The following is a 19,125-nucleotide window of genomic DNA, read 5'->3' as shown; positions in this document are numbered from 1 at the left end:
GGTGAAATTGCCTAGAAATCAGTTTTTACTTCCAATTTTTATCATCATTTTGCCTCTTTTTTTCTATTGAGAAGTAAGGTTTGTAATACGCAGTGAATAAGGCGCAGCAGAGTAATGGATGCTTGAGGTTAACATTGATTAAATTTAACTAGTCATCACTCTGGATGCATCAATGGGGTGGTTGTTCCGTTGATGGTCATGGAAATATAGTGATAAAAAAGCCTGCAGAGTGCAGGCTTAATGGTGTTGATGTACTTAGAGTGATGTCAGTAGCTTTTGCAATTTATCGCGCTGCGCTTCGATGTGAGAGCGTTCAGGGCCGTGCTCCTGACAATGATCAAGAATGTAATCTAACGAATTAAGAACGGTACGCCAGCGAGGTGTTTTAGGCAGTGTCTCGATACGTAAGTACTTGTCTAGTGTCCGAGTCTGTAATGTGCTTCTATCGAGATACACTCGCCATAGCCCACTCTGCTCTGCAAAGGTAAACTTGCTTTGGTTACTGACCCGTTCCCAGTAATCTAAAGCACTGGTCATTGCTTCAACCAGTACTTCGCGCATTAAATCTTGCTTAGATTGACTCTCTCCCGATACTTTGTCGGCGATACGAGTGAACTCGCCACCGAGTTCTTTGAGCTGTTGCAGTTTTTCTTTATCGCCTTCAAATGCGTAACTGGATAGCGCTTCAATAGCGGTTTCAAGGTTATTGATGCGCGCTGCATTGATGTTTCCACCCACGTTAAATATGTACATAGCCTGCAACCCAGAGCCATCCGGTAGTCGTAACACATCAGCAGACATATGCTGACGTGTATCTTCGACATAGATATCGATATTACCGCAGTAATGCTCTTGCTCGACGACTAAGTATTTGGGGGCGATGAGTTCTTCCGCATTTGAGCGCTTTAGTTGTTCTTGGCTGCGCTTAAATAACCGAGCAGCCGCTTCGTTCGCAAAGCGGATTTTATGATCGTCTCGAATGCAAATAATGGCCTCAGGAGCGGATTCAAGCTGCTCTAGTAGGCGGCCTTGGGTTTCCAATAAACTGGCCTCTACCATTGCTCTATGCTTCAGCTCTTGTTGCAGTTGGTTGTTCTCAATACGTCTTTGTTCAGCTTTGCTGGCCGTTAAATGCGCCGTAATACGTGCAGCGAGCTCTTGCTTATTAAAAGGTTTCGATAAGTAATCGTTCGCTCCCGCTGCAAAACCACGAACTCTATCGTCAGTTTGATTTAATGCCGTCAACATAATGATAGGTAGCTCGGCATGATCGTATGTTTCTCTTAACTTTTCACAGACTTGGTAGCCGCTTAATCCTGGCATCATAATGTCGAGCAGTAGAAGTTCCGGTTTTTCTTTTTCGACCGCGCTAATGACTTCATTGCCATCTTTAGCGGTGCGGACTTGATAGCCTTCTAAACGTAGGAAGCTGTCTAGGACACGCAGATTGACGGGTTCATCATCTGCTATCAGTAGCACTGGGCCTTCTTTATTTTCAGGTAGTGAATGCATTTCAGGCAGTTCAATGTCTGAAATGGTCGGAGATTGGAAGTGGCCAGCTTCCATATAGCTTGTTGACTCAATTTCCGCTTTTGATGCTAATGGCAAGGTAAAGCTGAATGTCGTACCGACCATAGGTTGGCTACTGACATAAAGCGTTCCTTGCATTAATTCGATCAATTGACGGCTGATCGAAAGACCCAAGCCTGCGCCTTGTCGATAACGACTGGCATCTTGCCCTGCTTGAATCAGTGGTTCGAAGATGTGTTCAAGTTGTTCAGCAGGAATGCCTTGCCCCGTATCGACAACTTGGACACGAATCTTGTCATCAACCACATTGGCTGAAATGACAATTTTCCCTTCAGTCGTGTATTTAATGGCATTTCCTACAAGGTTATAAAGCACTTGCTCTAATCGTTGTGGATCGGCAGAGACCCAAATGCATTCATCAGGGATTTGGTTTATTACGCGAATGGGCTTTTTGTTGAGTAGATGGTTAGACAGCTCTAACACTAAGCGTGTTGCGCCGGATAGATCAACAGCACACTGTTTGATATCCAAGCTGCCATAGCGCATCTTATGGTAATCGAGTAAGTCATCGACCAAGTTTGTCAGCCGTTGTCCACTGCTGATGATTATGCCCAATTGATAACGGTGATCGGCCGTGATAGCTCCACTTGACCCAGAGATCAGCGCTTCTGCAATACCGACCATACCGTGCAACGGTGTTCTTAATTCATGTGACGTTGTGGCTAGGAATTCATCTTTTAGTTTGTTAGCGAGATGCAACTCATCGTTCTGTTTGCGGATTAATTGAATATTGCTTTCGAGCTCTTTATTTTGCGCTTTAATCAGCTGCATTTTTTCTCGGATTGAACGCTGCATACGCTCAAAACTCACTGCGAGTCGACCAATCTCATCTTTACGATCGGTATTGATAACATTTTCATCTAAATCCCCTGCTGAGACTTTTTCTGCCGCCCAAGTGAGCTTCAGTAGGGGAGAGGTAATAAAATTAGAGAGATAATGTGAAGCGATGACGACTAAAATAATCGCGGTTAGCATGGCGAAAATAAATAATTTCTCAAGCTGATGAACTCGCGCATAAGCCTCTTTTTCTGGTATCTCTACAACCAAAGCCCAATTGATATTTTTGTTTGCAACAGGTGCATAGGCGGCAATGGTTTTCTCATTCAATGTATTGGTGTAAGTACCAACGGCACTCAACCCAGAAAGCGCAAGATTGATCACTTTTTGACTAGTCTCGATTTCTTGCTGCGTGTAAGAGAGTATTCGAGAATGATGATCTTGCCCGACCAGTAAAGTCCTTATTTGCGATGTCGCATTGGTGTCAGCAACGAGTTTTGTGATGCCATTGTTTGGTAGGCGGAACATGGCGTAGCTGTGCAGGTAGCCCTGTTGAATAATGGGCGCGCCAAGCCAAGCAACTGATTGCCCTTCTTGTGGTGAAAAGTCAGAAATAATGACTGGTGTATATTCTTCATTGATTTTTCGTTGTTCGCCAACTTGCTGCTCTAACTGGCGGAATGTTTTACCCAGATTGCTATCTTTGTATTTTCCGGTCAGTAAATTCGTCCCATAGTTGTCGTGCTTATAAACGGAATAAACGACATCACCATCGAGATCCACCAGTAAAATATCGTCAAAATCAGAACGTTTAAGCAGTTCTAAATACGCCCAATGATAGCGTTTGTGCAGTAGGCGATACCGTTCACTGCCTACATAGCTGCTCGATTGTGGCAATATTGACGTTTTTATCTGATCACCAGAGCCAGGAATATAACGCTGCTGGGCATGCTCACGAGCTTGATCAATATCCAGACCAAGTCTTTGGAACGCATTGACTAAGCCGTAAAAGCGCCCTCCACTAGCATAAGCTAACTCTGAACGGACAAACCCCATCACTTCTGATTCTTTGGCCGTGAGGTAATCGAGAACTTGCTGTTGCTTAGTGTCTCTGACTGACAATAAGTGAGACGTGCTTTGTTCTTGAAGATCTTTAGTGTGTGATTGCAGAAAAAAAATGGCAGTCACAGTTAAAGGCGTGATGCTCAAAACGAGAAAAGCCAGCATAAGAGTATTTTGCAGGCGCTTAAATTTTTGCTTACGAGAGAACCTAAACATAGAAAAAGGCATTACTTTCCGTGAGGCTTTAACGACATGAGGTAGTCGTTAAAGTGAATGAAAAAAACAAAGAAAACCTAAAGTGACGAAATTAACGAGTTTTTTTACTTTGACAAGTAAGTCCTGTGGAAAGCGTGGTCACTAACGCAAAATTCGTAAAAATCATCCAGTTTAGTGACCAGTTGAGAGTGGATTACACTTATTGTTGTGACTTTTGTAATGTTTTTTTTGCGTGGTAAATGATGAATTTGTTAGTCTTATTTAACACCTCGCAATGACCATAAGCCTGTTCAATCAGCGGGGTATATTTAAGAAAACTGTTGGCCACAATAAAAAGTTCGCCTTTCACGGTTTGATGGCTTGGTGCGTTAGCCAGTAAGGCTTCTGTCGCACTATAGCTGGTCTCTAATCCGGAGTGGAAAGGGGGGTTTGAGACGATAAATTGATAATCTTTAGCGGTATCTGAGTAGACATCAGAGGCAAATACATTCCCTGATATGTTATTCGCTATCAAGGTTGCTTTGGTTGATTCAATCGCAAGCGCGCTGATATCGCACAGTTCAATCTCGATATCTGGGTTTAATGTGGCCATTACAGTACCCAACACACCAGCACCACAACCAAAGTCGAGAACTTTTCCTCTTAGTTTAGGTAGTGTATCGAGTAACAGTTGGCTGCCGAGGTCAAACTCGCCATGACTAAATACGCCAGGTAAACTTTTTACAATCAGTGAGTGTTGCTGATACTGCACCTGATAAGTTTTGAACCAGTCTGCAATTTGGAAGCTTGGTGGCTGCTGGGTGCATTGCCCCCAATAGAACGAACATCGTCGAGCTGAATCATACTTTTTAACCACCCCATAAGCTGCAAACATTTTTTCAATGCTTTTTATGCCCGAGCGGTTTTCACCCACGACCACAATCTCAGTCTCTTTGCCCAGTTTGGCCAACAGCATTGCAAGCAGATATTCAGCTTCCTGCTTCGCTTTGGGCCAGTAAAGCAGAATCATGTCAGCATCGGTTTCTTGCTCAAATTGAGCGCCAAAATGACATGTAATTTGCGAATAGGATTCAAGTTGGCGGTAGTAACCATAATGAGTGGTGAACACCGAAACAGAGCGACAATGATTAGCTAACTCTACAGGAAATAAATCCTCCGCTTCTCCAGCCACTAAAAGATGTTTTCCTTCGAAATAAGCAAGCTGACGCTGGGCAATTTGACTTGGTGCGGTGTAACTGGACATAGTGGGCTCTGCGCTAAAAAAAGAGGGGCAGATTCTCGCACAGTCTGCCCCTTGCTTCTAGCTTGATCGTTAGTAAGTCAAAAGTTAGCTATTATCTTGTTGATTGAGAAAACCTTTAAACTCTTCCTCATAAATATTAAACAGCACCATAGTGATGGCAAAAATGAGTGGGCCGTAAATTAACCCAATCAGGCCAAACAGCTGAATACCACCGAGCAGAGAGAAGAAGATCATTAAGGTGTTCATACCCGCGCTCCCTTGCATTAAAAAGGGCCGCAATAAATTATCAATTGAGCCAACAATGATAACGCTCCAGAGGGCCAAGAATATGCCCCATGTGCTATCTCCGGTTAGAAAGAGATAAACAGTGGCTGGAATCCATATCAGAGCAGTACCAACAACCGGAATAAACGAAGCAAACCCCATCATGGTGCCCCAAAATAACCCAGGGAAACCGGCGAGCCACATACCAAACCCACCCGCAAAGCCTTGCGCTATTGCGGTTAAGAATGACCCCATGACAGCCGATTTGGAGACTTGCTCAATTTCGCAGAGCAACCTGTCTTCTTGACTACGCGACAATGGCAAGATGTGCCTAAGAGCGCTGATGAGCTTATCGTGATCACGGAGTAGGAAAAACAACACGAACAGCATTAAGAAGAAATCCATCAAAAAACTGGTCGCATCACCCAGCACTTTTGCGCTAATACTGACCAAGTTGGTGCCAAATGAACTGGCAAATTGCCCCACTTTTTGTGCGATTTGTTGTGGCTGAATTTCATCAAAGGGCAAATATTGATTCGCAATGGCGAGTCCTTTGACAATCCAAGGATGAGCAAAGGCGGTTTGAATGCCACCATGGGTGACCCATTGGTACATGTTCTGAGAAAATACCGACCCTTGCTGCACAATAGCAGCAAAGACAAACAGCAGTGGAATCACAATAATAAACGTCAAAATAATACACGAGAGAAACGAGGCGGTATTTTTGTATTTGGGGATTTTTCGTTCGAGCCATTCATGAATGGGAAACATCAATAACGAGATGATGAAAGCCATGACAATCGAGTTGATATAAGGTGCAATCAACAGATAACAAGCAATAGCCGCAGCGACAAGTGCCGCAATGAGCACCCAGTGGCTAGAGGTGATTTTCACTTTTTCTGACACGTTGTTAATCCAACCTTGTAAAGTAATAGGGTTATAATGACTGCAAATCAGCGTGTTATCAATGAGGAACTGATGAGATGGGATGTTGTGATAATGAAAAAGGGTGTCAAAACCAGCATAAAAAAAAGTTGAAGCTACCGTGGTTTGCCATCAGCATGATGGCGTTGGTCGTTTTAGTGATTTATTACTGGCAATGATAGCTTGCTTATTGAGTCTGAAATGAATAAAGGGCTGATCTACAGCCCTTTATAATTATGATGAGTCTGCCTAATGGTGCTTATTCCGCTTGAGCTGCCATCATCGCAAAGCAGCGATCGGCCGCTTCTAATGTCGCTTCAATTTCTTTGGAGCCGTGCGCCAAAGAAGTAAAACTTGCTTCAAAAGCTGAAGGCGCTAAATAGACACCATGATCGAGCATCAAATGGAAGAAGCGCTTGAAACGTTCAACATCACATTTTGCGACTTCTTCATAACAGGTGACGCGTTCTTGATCGGTAAAAAAGAAGCCGAACATGCCACCAACTTGGCTGACCAGCAAAGGAATACCGTGTTTGTCTGCGAGTTCTTTGAATCCATCAGCCAATTGCTTTGTTTTGGCTGCGAGACGTTTTTCATTGCCTTCTTCTTTTAGAAGCGTCAAGCAGGCATAACCCGCAGCCATAGCCACAGGGTTACCTGATAGCGTACCAGCTTGGTACACCGGGCCCGTTGGAGCGATGTATTGCATCACATCACGGCGTCCACCAAAAGCGCCAACAGGCATACCACCGCCAATCACTTTCCCTAGCGTTGTTAAGTCTGGTTTGATGTTGTAGTAAGCCTGTGCACCACCTAGTGCAACACGAAAACCTGTCATTACTTCATCAAAGATCAGCAGAGCGCCTTCTTGGTCACAAATCTCACGTAAGCCTTCATGGAACCCTTCTACTGGTGGAATGCAGTTCATGTTGCCCGCGACTGGTTCGACAATAATGCAGGCTATTTGCTCTTTATTGGCCGCGAACAATTCACGTACAGATTCTAAATCATTAAAAGTGGCGGTCAGTGTATGTTTAGCAAAATCAGCAGGCACACCAGGAGAGCTTGGTTGGCCTAATGTTAAGGCGCCAGAGCCTGCTTTTACTAGCAAACTGTCCGCATGACCGTGATAGCAGCCTTCAAATTTTAAAATTTTATCGCGCCCAGTGAATCCACGAGCTAAACGAATGGCGCTCATCGTCGCTTCGGTACCGGAACTGACCATACGCAACTGTTCCATCGATGGAACCAGCTCAGAAACTAATTCTGCCATATCGATTTCCATCTCGGTCGGCGCACCAAAACTAAGACCGCGCTGCGCTGCGCCTATCACGGCTTCACGAATGACCGCATGGTTGTGGCCTAGTATCATTGGCCCCCAAGAGCCGACATAATCAATATAAGCTTTGCCATCAGCATCAAAAATCAACGGGCCGTCTGCGCGGTCGATAAAAATCGGCGAGCCACCAACTCCGTTAAAAGCACGTACAGGAGAGTTAACTCCACCGGGGATTGCACGTTGTGCCTTTTGATAAAGCTCTGCTGATTTGGTCATGGATTTATCCTCTTCTGCTTGTTCGGACCAGTTGGTGTCGCATTGTATACCCAAACTCACCAAAGACACTTTTTTTCACTCATTTTCTGAGCCCATTCACAGCCAAATAAGCGCCGTATAGTGTACAACTCACGCGACAGTGAGTGTTTTTTCAGTGCATAATGCCTCGATAGTTGGAGTTTTAGCTTAAGTGACGGTGAATACTTGAACGAATAGGTCAGGTATTAGATAATCATTGCATTATTAAACAAGAATCACCTTTACAGGCATAAGTTAAGCATAATAAGTCTGACAGGTATTAACACGAGTGAGAGAGGCCATCGTGAGTGAAGTAAATGTACCATTGTCATTTTCTGATACTGCAGCACAACGCGTAAAAATGTTGATTGCTGAAGAAGAGAATCCAGCGCTAAAACTGCGCGTTTATATTACTGGTGGTGGTTGTAGCGGTTTTCAATATGGGTTTACCTTTGATGAAAATGTAAACGATGGCGATACCACAATAGTTAATAGTGGCGTGACATTAGTGGTTGACCCGATGAGCTTACAATATTTGATAGGTGGCATTGTCGATTACACAGAAGGCCTAGAAGGCTCTCGTTTTTTTGTCAACAATCCTAATGCAACAACAACATGCGGTTGTGGTGCATCATTTAGTGTTTAACTAAAAAAGGTTCGATGCACAATTAATCTACTGTAGCTAATTAAGCTTAATAGCCCTATGTATTTGGATGTTATGTAGGGCTTTGCCTTAACCTTAAGAAGGCAAGAACATAATAAAGGATTATTTATGCCTGATACCAAAATCAGCCGTTCATCTATTGGCCGCTTTTTTTCGCAACGACCTTGGCTACTCTCGACGATTTTTATTTTACTTCTCTGTTTTTGGTTAGGTTTTGGGGCATTGAAAGCGGAAGAGCCCCGGCAAACTGCCAATGACACCATTCCTCTTGCGAAAGTTATTTACCAATCTTTTGAGGCTGAATTGACCGATAAGCATATCGATCTTTACGGTCGGACCGCACCTAATCGTCAAGCTAAAATTGGTGCTGAAATCGCAGGGAAAATTACTCAGATATCGATAGCAAAAGGACAGCCTGTCAATAAAGGACAACAGATCGTCTTAATCGATCAAGCTGATCTAGCGGCTCAATTAGAGAGTGCGCAAGCCTTGTTCAAACTCAAACAAAAAGAATTCAGTGCCGCTGAGTCGTTAAAAAATCGAGGTTTGCAAGGCGAAGTGGCCTTTGCTTCGGCGCAAGCCGCTTTAGCGGAAGCCAGCGCTGTGCAAAGTCGTGCCCAATTGGCTTTACGTAATACGTCAGTTGTGGCTCCCTTCGATGGCATTGTTGAAGACATATTGATAGAAAAAGGCGATTTTGTCGGAGTGGGTGACCCGATGATCACCTTTATTGATCTCAGTAAATTAGTGATAGAAGCGGATGTCAGCGAACGACACATCCAAAAAATCAAACAAGACCAAATTGCTCGTGTACGTTTTATCGATGGTTCTACTGTCGATGGCAAGGTTCGTTATATTTCTCGCGTCTCATCGCCTACCACCAACACGTTTGCTATCGAAGTGGAATTAGACAATCCCAATCAAACGATCCCCGCGGGTGTGAGCGCTGAAGTGGAGATGAGTTTGGAAACACAACTGGCGGTGAAAATCACGCCTGCCATGCTTGCGCTTGATGATCAAGGAAATTTAGGTGTTAAAACTCTGCAGCAAGATCGTGTTCGCTTCATCCCCATTCAATTGGTAAAAGCGGAGCAAGATGGTGTGTGGCTAACTGGGCTAGGGGAGACGGTGGATATTATCACTGTTGGGCAAGGTTTTGTTCGAGATGGTGATCAAGTGATTGCGGTCAAGAAACCTAACCACTCAGCGCAGTAGGGGGCGCCATGTTTTCTATTATTGATGCGGCGCTATCTCGCTCGCGCACTATGTTATCGCTGCTGATTTTTATCTTGATCGCTGGCGTAGCGACCTATTTTTCGATCCCTAAAGAATCGAGCCCTGACATTACTATTCCTATTATTTATGTCTCCGTAAGTCATCAAGGCATATCACCGAGTGATGCTGAGCGCCTTATCGTGCGGCCCCTAGAGCAAGAAATGCGCTCTATTGAAGGCGTAAAAGAGATGACGTCGAATGCTTCCGAAGGGCATGCTTCTGTAGTTTTGGAATTTAACGTTGGCGTTAACCTTGATAAAGCGATGGCGGATGTGAGAGATGCGGTCAATTTGGCCGAGCCGAAGCTACCAGCAGACAGCGATGAGCCGACCGTGAACGAAGTAACATTGGCATCAGAGCAACCGGTATTATCAGTGGTGCTTTATGGCACTTTACCAGAGCGAGCTATCGTACAAATTGCAAGGCAGTTGAGAGACAAATTAGAAAGCTACCGACAAGTATTAGAAGTTGATATCGCTGGCGATCGCGAAGATATTGTTGAGATCATTGTCGATCCCCTATTGATGGAAAGTTACGGACTCGATCAAGGCGATATCTATAACTTAATCGCACTGAATAATAAAGTCGTTGCGGCGGGTTTCGTCGATACGGGCTACGGACGTTTTTCCGTAAAGGTTCCTTCAGTTTTTGAATCCTTGAAAGATGTGTTAGAGCTTCCGGTGAAGGTTGATGGTAAGCAAGTCATCACCTTTGGCGATATCGCGACCGTCAGGCGAGCATTTCGGGACCCCGAAAGCTTTGCTCGTTTAGATGGCAAATCGGCGGTGGTGTTGGACGTTAAAAAGCGTGCTGGTGAAAATATCATCGAAACCGTTGAGCTGGTAAAAACGGTAATGGGAGAGGCGCAAAAACGGGAAGATTGGCCAAGTAATTTGTTGGTGAAATACACGTGGGATGAGTCGAAAGACGTTGAAATCATGCTCAACGATCTACAAAACAATATTCTGTCGGCCATTATTTTAGTCGTGATCGTGATTATCGCTATTTTGGGAATGAGGACGGCGCTGCTGGTTGGTATCTCAATACCAGGCTCATTTTTGACCGGATTATTAGTCTTGTCGGTGTTTGGACTAACCGTCAATATTGTCGTGTTATTTGCATTAATTATGGCGGTTGGCATGCTGGTTGATGGAGCCATAGTGGTAACTGAGTTTGCTGATCGGCGCATGCAAGAAGGTGTGCCGCGTAAAGAAGCGTATCGAGATGCCGCAAAACGGATGGCATGGCCGATTACCGCATCAACTGCTACTACTTTAGCCGCTTTTGCCCCTCTGCTTTTTTGGCCAGATATCACGGGTGAGTTCATGAAATACTTGCCTCTCACGCTTATCGCTACACTGGCTGCTTCATTGATTATGGCACTGCTTTTTGTTCCTGTGCTGGGAGGCTTAATTGGCCGACCGCAACATGCTTCGTCTGCCAGTCAAGCACGGATGATTGCTTTACATGAAGGTGATTTTGCCCAAGCGACGGGCATCACCAAGCTCTATTATCACACGTTGGCCATTGCGATTCGTCACCCACTTAAAATACTGTTCAGTGCGATAGTGCTCGCGATTGTGATTGGTTTTGCTTATGCCAAAGCAGGGCTCGGTGCCGAATTCTTCCCAGAGGTGGATCCGCCTTATTTCACCGTTAAAGTTCGTTCTTATGGCGATCTTTCCATCCAAGAAAAAGACACCTTAATGCGAGAAATTGAGCTGGTGATGCTTGGTCATGAGGAATTTGAGAGCGTCTATACTCGAACGGGGGGAGAGGATGAAATTGGCCAGATTCAAATTACCCCTGTTGATTGGCAATATCGCCGCACCGTCAAAGCGATTATTGAAGAGCTTAAAAGCACCACAGATCAGTTTTCAGGGGTGGAAATCGAGTATAAATTTCCAGATGCAGGGCCACCGGTTGAGCATGATCTGGTGATTGAAATGTCGGCGCGTACTCCTGAAAATCTTAATGAGGCCGCTAAAATGGTCAGAAAGTGGGCTGATAACAATCCCGCGTTGACTAATATCAGTGACACCTCAAATAAAGAAGGAATTGACTGGCGAATTGATATTCGACGTGATGATGCTTCTCGATTTTCAGCCGATGCGACATTGGTGGGTAACACAGTGCAATTTGTGACTAATGGACTAAAAATTGGTGACTACTTGCCTGATGATGCAAACGAAGAGGTCGATATTTTGGTGCGTTATCCAGAGGATAAGCGGGATATTGGTCGATTTGATCAGTTACGGGTCAACACACCCGCAGGTCTGGTGCCGATAACCAATTTTGCGCAGATAAAACCGGATCACAAACAAGATACGATCAAACGGATTGATGGTCGACGGGTTATCGATATTATGGCGGATCTAAAGGAAGGGTATAATCTGGCCCTTGAATTGCCCAAAGTTACTCAAGCATTGTCGGAACTGAATTTACCTAATGGGGTGGAGTTTAAATTACGAGGACAAAATGAAGAGCAGGAACATTCCTCAGAATTTCTAAAAAATGCATTTTTGATTGCGCTGGTGGTGATGGGGTTAATTCTGGTTACGCAATTTAATAGTTTTTACCAAGCATTCCTCATTTTAAGTGCAGTACTGTTTTCAACGGTCGGAGTATTTGCAGGTCTGCTGATTTTCCAAAAACCTTTCGGCATTATTATGTCAGGTATTGGGGTCATCGCCTTGGCCGGCATCGTGGTGAATAACAATATCGTATTGATAGATACTTATAACCAACTGATACGCAGAGGCTTGTCCAAACAAGAGGCCATTTTACGCACTGGTGTTCAGCGTTTAAGACCCGTCTTATTGACCACAGTGACGACTATTTTAGGGTTATTGCCAATGGTGCTGGAGATGAACATCGACTTGATTAACCAGAAAATTGAGTTTGGCGCTCCCAGCACGCAATGGTGGTCACAACTCGCCACGGCCGTTGCGGGAGGCCTTGCTTTTGCCACTGTCTTAACGTTAGTGCTGACGCCTTGCTTGTTGATGTTGGGGCGTAAGGAACCACCACCTACTCTCGAAGAGTAATCTACTCAATCTTACACAATGAGGCCCACATTATTGGTGGGCCTTTTCTTATTATTTATTGGCATAGAGTAATTGGCTATAGCGTTCTAGCTTCCCAAGCCTAATTTGAGCATTGGCGATAAAGGTGGTTTTTGCTTGGCCCGTTAAGGATTTAGATTGTGGTAAAGAGACCGTTCTTGGGTTTTTGTGTACACCGTTGACCAAAAATTCATAGTGGAGATGAGGGCCGGTGACTCTTCCTGTCCCTCCTAAAGTACCAATCGTTTGTCCTTGCTTGACTCGTTGACCAGTTTTGACCATACGTCGTTGTAAGTGTAGGTATTTGGTAATGTAGGTGTTGCTGTGACGAATAAACACATAATTACCATTAAATTGGTTGTAACTTGATTTCTCAACCACACCATCGCCGGCGGCCCAAATTGGGGTACCAACTGGCGCGGCATAATCGGTTCCTCTGTGTGCGGTGACTTTTCCTGTGACGGGGTGGCGACGCACAGGATTGAAATTCGATGTCACGCGACGAAAATCGATCGGCGAGCGTAAAAAGGCCTTTTTCATGGCCCGGCCATTTTCGTCATAGTAATTGCCTGTTGCATCGTCCAATATTGCTGTGAACGTCGTACCTTGGTTGGTAAAGGCGGCGGCAATGATATTTCCGCGGCCAATTACCTCACCTTCCACCACCTTTTCTTGGAATAGCAGCTTAAATTGGTCACCTTCACGAATATCTAACGCAAAATCCACATCCCAACCAAATATACCCGCTAACTCCATGATTTGATTTGCCGTTAAACCCGCGCTTATTCCCGCATTCCAAAAATTTGAAGTAATGATCGCTTCGGCATAGTTGTACTGGAACATCAGCTCTTTTTTATCAAACTCAGAAGTAAAGCCATCGCCCGATTTAGTGATACGAAAGGTTTCAAAGGCGCTAATAATGCGATTGAGTTGAACAAGTTCATTATTTTCATCAAAGCCAAATTGCAGCTCATCTCCTGGCTTAAGTCGTGAAAGCTGGCTGTCAATATCACGATTTGTTGCCGTGAGTTCATAGAGTAAGCGAGCCGAAAGCCCAATTCGCTGAAATAATACGGCGGCACTTTCCCCCGATTTAACTTGATAAGTTTCCCAACGCAGCATGGTGGAAGGCGAGATAGATATTCCTGGAGAGAGTGCTTCTGCGTTAATGGTTAATGGATAATGGCGACCAATTTCTAGACGATTCGGATCCTGAGCGAGATCTTCAGGGTTTGGTAGAAATAGCAGCGCTAAAACCATGATTGCGCTTAAAAAGGCGATGAGGATTCGATGCACCCAAGGGAGACGAGCGAAAATTGAAAGCATATTTAGGTTCGTTTAGTAAATTATAAAGAAATTAGCCGGTTCGTTAGTCTAACTGGTTTCAAAAAGCATCGCTATTCAAGTAAGATGTTCAACTATTAAATTTTGCCAAATCTGTAGGAGTGAACAAGAATGGCGAGTATTGAAGCGGCTTTAGCTGAAATTAAACGCGGCGTTGAAGAGCTAATCCCAGAAGATGAATTGATCGCGAAACTGAAAGAAAACCGTCCACTGCGCATTAAATTAGGTGCTGATCCAACGGCTCCAGATATCCATCTTGGACATACGGTGATCCTCAATAAATTACGTGCATTTCAAGATTTGGGCCATGAAGTCACCTTTTTGATTGGTGATTTCACGGGTATGGTTGGTGACCCAAGCGGTAAAAACACCACGCGTCCACCGCTCACTCGTGACGATGTTTTGCGTAATGCTGAAACCTATAAGACACAAGTGTTTAAGATTCTTGACCCGGCTAAAACGAAAATTCAGTTTAACTCTGAATGGTTGTCTCTACTGGGCGCGGAAGGCATGATCCGTCTTGCATCGAACCAAACAGTGGCACGCATGCTAGAGCGAGATGATTTCAAAAAGCGCTACGCTAATGGTCAGCCTATTGCCATTCATGAATTCATGTATCCACTCCTACAGGGTTATGATTCAGTCGCAATGGAGACAGATGTTGAGCTTGGCGGCACTGACCAAAAATTCAACCTATTGATGGGCCGTGAACTGCAAAAAGCACATGGTCAAAAACCACAAGTTGTCTTGATGATGCCACTGCTTGTTGGTTTGGATGGCGAGAAAAAAATGTCCAAATCAGCGCACAACTACATTGGTGTCAGTGAATCGCCAAGTGAAATGTTTGGCAAAATCATGTCGATCTCTGACACATTAATGTGGAGCTACTACGAGCTGCTTTCTTTCCGTCCATTGGAAGAAGTCGCACAGTTCAAAGCTGATGTTGAAAATGGCACAAACCCACGCGATCTCAAAATCTTACTGGCGAAAGAGATCATTGCACGTTTTCACTCTAAAGAAGAGGCGGATGCGGCTGAGCAAGAGTTCATCAACCGATTCCAAAAAGGTGCGATGCCAGAAGAGATGCCAGAATTTGAATTTGCAGCGGGTATTGCTATCACTAACCTGCTCAAAGAGGCGGGTTTAGTGGCTTCAACGTCTGATGCGATGCGAATGATCAAGCAAGGCGGAGCCAAACAAGATGGCGAAAAAATCGACGACAGCAAAAATATACCAGCCGCGGGGACTTATGTTTACCAAGTCGGCAAGCGTAAGTTCGCACGAGTTACTGTAAAGTAAAAATCACAGTAAAGTGAACCGTCTATTCATCAAAGCGCCTAAGGGCGCTTTTTTGCTGGGCCTGATCTTGGCATATTAATTAGCCATTAAATCTCCAATCTGAATGGTGGTTTTTTGTGATTGAGTATGGTTGAAATTGAAACGCATTGGATGCAAAGATCAGAGTGTATTTCGCCAAAGGCTTTGGTACAATTTGCGCACTGCTAATTGAGCAGTACTTTCGGAGATTTTTATGAACAATACCGACCATCCCCCTAGTATGAAGGGAGAAAAATAACCGCTTTCGGTATTGGCGATCTTCGCTCCTACCTTCAGTGGTAGGGCTTATCTTTTCTGATTTACTCCTCTCGATTTTTCTCCTGCTCTCTAGTTTGAGATGAAAACCTATCTATGAATTACATTGATGAACAATGACGTCATTGCTCATGAATATATTGCATTTGGGTATCATTTCGATGGTCGTTACCTTTGCCAATCGGGAGATTCGCCATGACGGTAATGAGCAACATTTATATTGAAAATTCACCTAACTTTTCTTTGGAAGAGATTGGTGCGGCTCGTAATGCATTTTTGCAGTACGAACAGCAAAAACAGGTACATTTATTGGCAGTGATGCCTATCGAAGAGGCAGTGGCGATTTTACGTCACTGTACTATTGGTTATGTTCAGCAACTACTCAGTGAATTAGATAAAGGGGGCTATGACATTCGCGCTCGCCATTACGCTAACCAATTGGGGTTTATTTACTCAGAAGTTGAAACGGCGCAAAGTTATTTAACCACTAGCGTGATTGAACATGTGAAGCAGCGTATTGGCTGGATTATTGTATTGGCACTACTTGGTATCGTATCCGGACTGATTATTACCCAGTACGAAGATACATTGAGCCAGCTTGTGCTCTTGGCTGTGTATATGCCTGTTATTGCCGCTGCAGGTGGGAATACTGGCTCGCAAGCTGCGACGTTAGTCGTGCGTGCGTTGGCGGTTGGTGAATTACGCAAACGTCAATGGTTGCGTGTATTATGGAAGGAGTGCCGTGTTGCGGTTTGCCTTGCGTTGGCTATCTCTGCGGTGATGGTGGCTCGCATTATGTTGTTTAGTGATGCCAACTCAACCGGGGGCTTTCCACTAGAAAACATTGCGTTTGCAATTGCGGTTGCGCTCTTTATCCAAGTCACTATTTCTACGACGATTGGCGGCTTATTACCCATTGCTGCGCGCGTTTTTAACTTAGATCCTGCGGTATTAGTTAGCCCTGTACTGGCTTCTATCGTCGATATTTCGGGTATGTGGATCTACTTTAACGTGGTGAACTATTCATTAGGACTGAGCTGACTGAACTTAACGACATCTTCAAAGAAGAGCGTCTCAAATTGAGCAATCGGGGCGGTAACACTAGTGTTATCGCCTTGATCTTGCGGATAATAATCAGTGATGAATTGAACAAATAATGTACTCGGTTTTCCTTGTTTATCTAAACCGAAGCCCGCCATGTTATGCGTTCCATAAAGCGAACCACTTTTGGCAATCAGTTGCCCTTGTATAGCTTGGCCACGCATACTACGTCGGTACTGTAAGGTACCGGATTCACCTGCTTTAGGCATGATATCAATAAGCTTAAGGGTTTGATTATTAATCCAAATGTAATTCAGCACATCCACCATATTTTGTACTGACAGGCGGTTGTTACGTGATAAACCCGAACCATCAGCCAACTGAGCTTGTGCCAAGTTGATGCCTGTTCGAGAAAAAAGGATCTGCTTTATCGCCTCGGTGCCATTACTAAAACTGCCGGGTTGAATAAAAAAATGCTGGCCAAGTGTTTTGGTTAAACTGTCAGCAATCAAATTGTCAGACTCTTTAAGCATCATTTCTAACAACGGGTACAGTGGCATAGATTGATGTGTTGCTATCAATGAACCCTTTTCTATGCTCAGTTCATCTTGCTTTACACCCAGCTTAACCTCGCCTAGTAATTCAATGCCCACTTGTTTGAGTTGCTTATAAATCATACGTGTGGCGTATAAGTTTGGGTCTTGCACGGCAAACTTTAGTGGCAGAGGTTGTGTTCGCTCGGCCAAACAGCCGTCGAGCTGGTAATGGTTCTGCTCTGAAGTACGCAGTTCTAAATCACAGCGAGCGCTCTCTTGTTCAGTCTTAGTAACACTTCTTGCGTAGCTGGTCACGTGAATGGGATAGTGCTCAGGCACATAAACCCGAGTTTTCCCGTTCGGTTGCGTATAAATAGAGGCTTGTACACAATTACCATCCAGAGTGATTGCACTTGATGGGGCGCTATAGCATACCCCCAGAATATCCCAAGGTGATCCAACCGCGCGGTCGTAACCTGAAAAGGCTGAATTATCTAACCAAAGGTTGCCTTTTATTTGTGAGATGCCCTGTTTTTTTAGCTCGCTGAGTAGCTGCTTCATATCTTGGCTGGTTAACGTAGGGTCGCCAGAGAAGTGAATAACAATGTCATCGCCATGTTGAGTTAGCTGAGTCGTGAAGCGAAATTGTTCGCCAAGCTCTAGCGTGGCGGCAAGCGCGGTGAGTATTTTTAAAGTGCTGGCAGGAGGGAAAAGCGCTTGTATGTTATCAGTATCTTGAAAAACCTGTTCAGTGGCTAAAGAGTGAACGAATAAACCCACCCGAGTACCTTGTGGCAGTGTTTGCAAAGGCGTATACGCCAAAGTCGATAAAGGAAGGAAGAATGAGAGTATGAATAAAAAAGCACTGCGGTTTAATAAGAGCATAACACGGCATTTCAGGGCGGAGTGTGCATACAGTATAGCGAGATAAAAAAACGCCTGCTAGCAAGCAGGCGTTTTAAATCTATGACATTAAGCCAAGAATTAGAAGTCGTAACGTAGACCTAGTGCTAGTTCGTCTTCAGATGCAGCTTTACCTACTTTGTCTGAATCAAGTAGGTTGAAGTTGTAAGAGATGTACGAACGGAAGTTAGGTTTGAAGAAGTAAGTTGCATCAACTGCAAAGCTATCCGCTTCATCTTTTTTAGCGCCAGAAGTTTTAGACTCTAGGTAGTTGTATGTAGAAGTGAATACAGCTTGACCCATAGTGTATTTTGCTGCTAGCTCATAACCAGTTTTATCTGTTTTGCTTGCTGCTTTGTCTTGACCATCAACAAAAGTACCAGCGAAGTAAAAATCAGAGATAGCGTAAGACGCTGCTAGCATGTATTGATCAGAAGACGCATTCGCTGCTGTATCTTGATCTGCATAACCCGCACCTAGCTTAACGCCAGTGTCACCGATTGCATAGATAGCTGATAGAGAGTAGCCGTCTGCGTTGTTGTCTGTGATTGCAGACGTGCTTTCTTGACGGTCAGCAAAACGGTAGCTTGCTTTAACGCCTAGATCAGCAAATTGACCTTTATAAGCCACCATGTTGTCTACGCGGTCTGCTACAACAATTTTATACGCTGCTTTGTTGCCGTGGTATGACATGATATCGGTAAAGTCAGTGATAACACCTAGCGCGCCGTCGTTTTTACCGTAAGTCACTTCACCGAAGTTACCGCCGATACCAGCATAAGTGTAACGGTTGTCCAAATCACCTTTGTTGTCAGCAGTGCCTTCATCAGCAGTAGTAAATTCGCCTTCGTAGAAACCAACGCCGTATAGGCTGTCGTTGATCGCTACTTTACCTAGGAAGTTTAGACGTACGCGTGATGCATCGTCCGCTTTGCCATCTTTAAGAGAAAGACGTGCTTCTGCGCGGCCGCCCATTTCTAGAGATGTACCGTCTTGGTTGTATAGCTCACCAGCATTTACACCAGTTACTACTGCAGCAGCTGATACTGCTAAAG

The 19,125-nt window shown here is 44.4% G+C and carries 12 protein-coding genes; 5 read left to right on the top strand and 7 right to left on the bottom strand.

From position 1 onward, the window contains the following. Positions 1-255: 255 nt before the first annotated feature. From B9J84_RS09025 to hemL, 4 genes are all read right to left on the bottom strand, one after another. The gene (locus B9J84_RS09025; RefSeq protein ID WP_094123985.1) at positions 256-3,645 is read right to left on the bottom strand and encodes a response regulator; all 3,390 of its coding nucleotides are present in this window, start codon (positions 3,643-3,645) and stop codon (positions 256-258) included. Positions 3,646-3,844: 199 nt separating this feature from the next. Continuing rightward, complete coding sequence (rsmC, locus tag B9J84_RS09020) at positions 3,845-4,888, bottom strand: 16S rRNA (guanine(1207)-N(2))-methyltransferase RsmC (protein WP_047690089.1); 1,044 nt, start codon at positions 4,886-4,888, stop codon at positions 3,845-3,847. An 84-nt stretch (positions 4,889-4,972) separates the two neighbouring features. Further along, the gene (locus B9J84_RS09015) at positions 4,973-6,058 is read right to left on the bottom strand and encodes an AI-2E family transporter (RefSeq protein WP_094123983.1); all 1,086 of its coding nucleotides are present in this window, start codon (positions 6,056-6,058) and stop codon (positions 4,973-4,975) included. A gap of 277 nt (positions 6,059-6,335) precedes the next feature. Continuing rightward, the gene (gene hemL, locus B9J84_RS09010) at positions 6,336-7,631 is read right to left on the bottom strand and encodes a glutamate-1-semialdehyde 2,1-aminomutase (protein ID WP_094123984.1); all 1,296 of its coding nucleotides are present in this window, start codon (positions 7,629-7,631) and stop codon (positions 6,336-6,338) included. 322 nt (positions 7,632-7,953) lie between these two features. Here hemL and erpA point away from each other — a divergent pair, with 322 nt between their 5' ends. From erpA to B9J84_RS08995, 3 genes are all read left to right on the top strand, one after another. After that, positions 7,954-8,295, top strand: a complete 342-nt coding sequence (gene erpA / locus B9J84_RS09005) for an iron-sulfur cluster insertion protein ErpA (RefSeq protein ID WP_026027518.1) — start codon at positions 7,954-7,956, stop codon at positions 8,293-8,295. Positions 8,296-8,421: 126 nt separating this feature from the next. Then, positions 8,422-9,528: an efflux RND transporter periplasmic adaptor subunit gene (locus B9J84_RS09000; protein WP_094123982.1), complete on the top strand. Its 1,107-nt coding sequence runs from the start codon at positions 8,422-8,424 to the stop codon at positions 9,526-9,528. Positions 9,529-9,536: 8 nt separating this feature from the next. Next, entirely contained in the window at positions 9,537-12,635 is a 3,099-nt protein-coding gene (locus B9J84_RS08995; RefSeq protein WP_094123981.1) for an efflux RND transporter permease subunit, read from the top strand. Positions 12,636-12,686: 51 nt separating this feature from the next. Here B9J84_RS08995 and B9J84_RS08990 read toward each other — a convergent pair whose 3' ends face one another. Then, on the bottom strand, positions 12,687-13,979 hold the full coding sequence (locus B9J84_RS08990) for a peptidoglycan DD-metalloendopeptidase family protein (RefSeq protein ID WP_094123980.1): 1,293 nt from the start codon (positions 13,977-13,979) through the stop codon (positions 12,687-12,689). A 129-nt stretch (positions 13,980-14,108) separates the two neighbouring features. Between B9J84_RS08990 and tyrS the strand changes: the two genes are divergently transcribed. Then, a complete protein-coding gene (gene tyrS, locus B9J84_RS08985) occupies positions 14,109-15,296 on the top strand; it encodes a tyrosine--tRNA ligase (RefSeq protein WP_094123979.1) in 1,188 nt (395 codons plus the stop codon). Positions 15,297-15,785: 489 nt separating this feature from the next. After that, entirely contained in the window at positions 15,786-16,631 is an 846-nt protein-coding gene (locus B9J84_RS08975; protein ID WP_026027515.1) for a magnesium transporter, read from the top strand. Here B9J84_RS08975 and dacB read toward each other — a convergent pair. Together dacB and ompU are read right to left on the bottom strand one after the other, a co-directional pair. Beyond that, positions 16,610-18,052: a serine-type D-Ala-D-Ala carboxypeptidase gene (dacB, locus tag B9J84_RS08970; RefSeq protein WP_094123978.1), complete on the bottom strand. Its 1,443-nt coding sequence runs from the start codon at positions 18,050-18,052 to the stop codon at positions 16,610-16,612. The two genes, B9J84_RS08975 and dacB, sit on opposite strands and share 22 nt — an antisense overlap. Positions 18,053-18,151: 99 nt before the next feature. Beyond that, positions 18,152-19,125: porin OmpU (gene ompU, locus B9J84_RS08965; RefSeq protein ID WP_094123977.1), on the bottom strand; the 974-nt coding region annotated here is incomplete at its 5' end.

It is taken from the genome of Vibrio sp. V03_P4A6T147 (assembly GCF_002241085.1).
GTDB lineage: Bacteria > Pseudomonadota > Gammaproteobacteria > Enterobacterales > Vibrionaceae > Vibrio > Vibrio anguillarum.
Note: the sequence above shows the minus strand (reverse complement) of the source record. Positions and strands in the feature narration are given on the sequence as shown.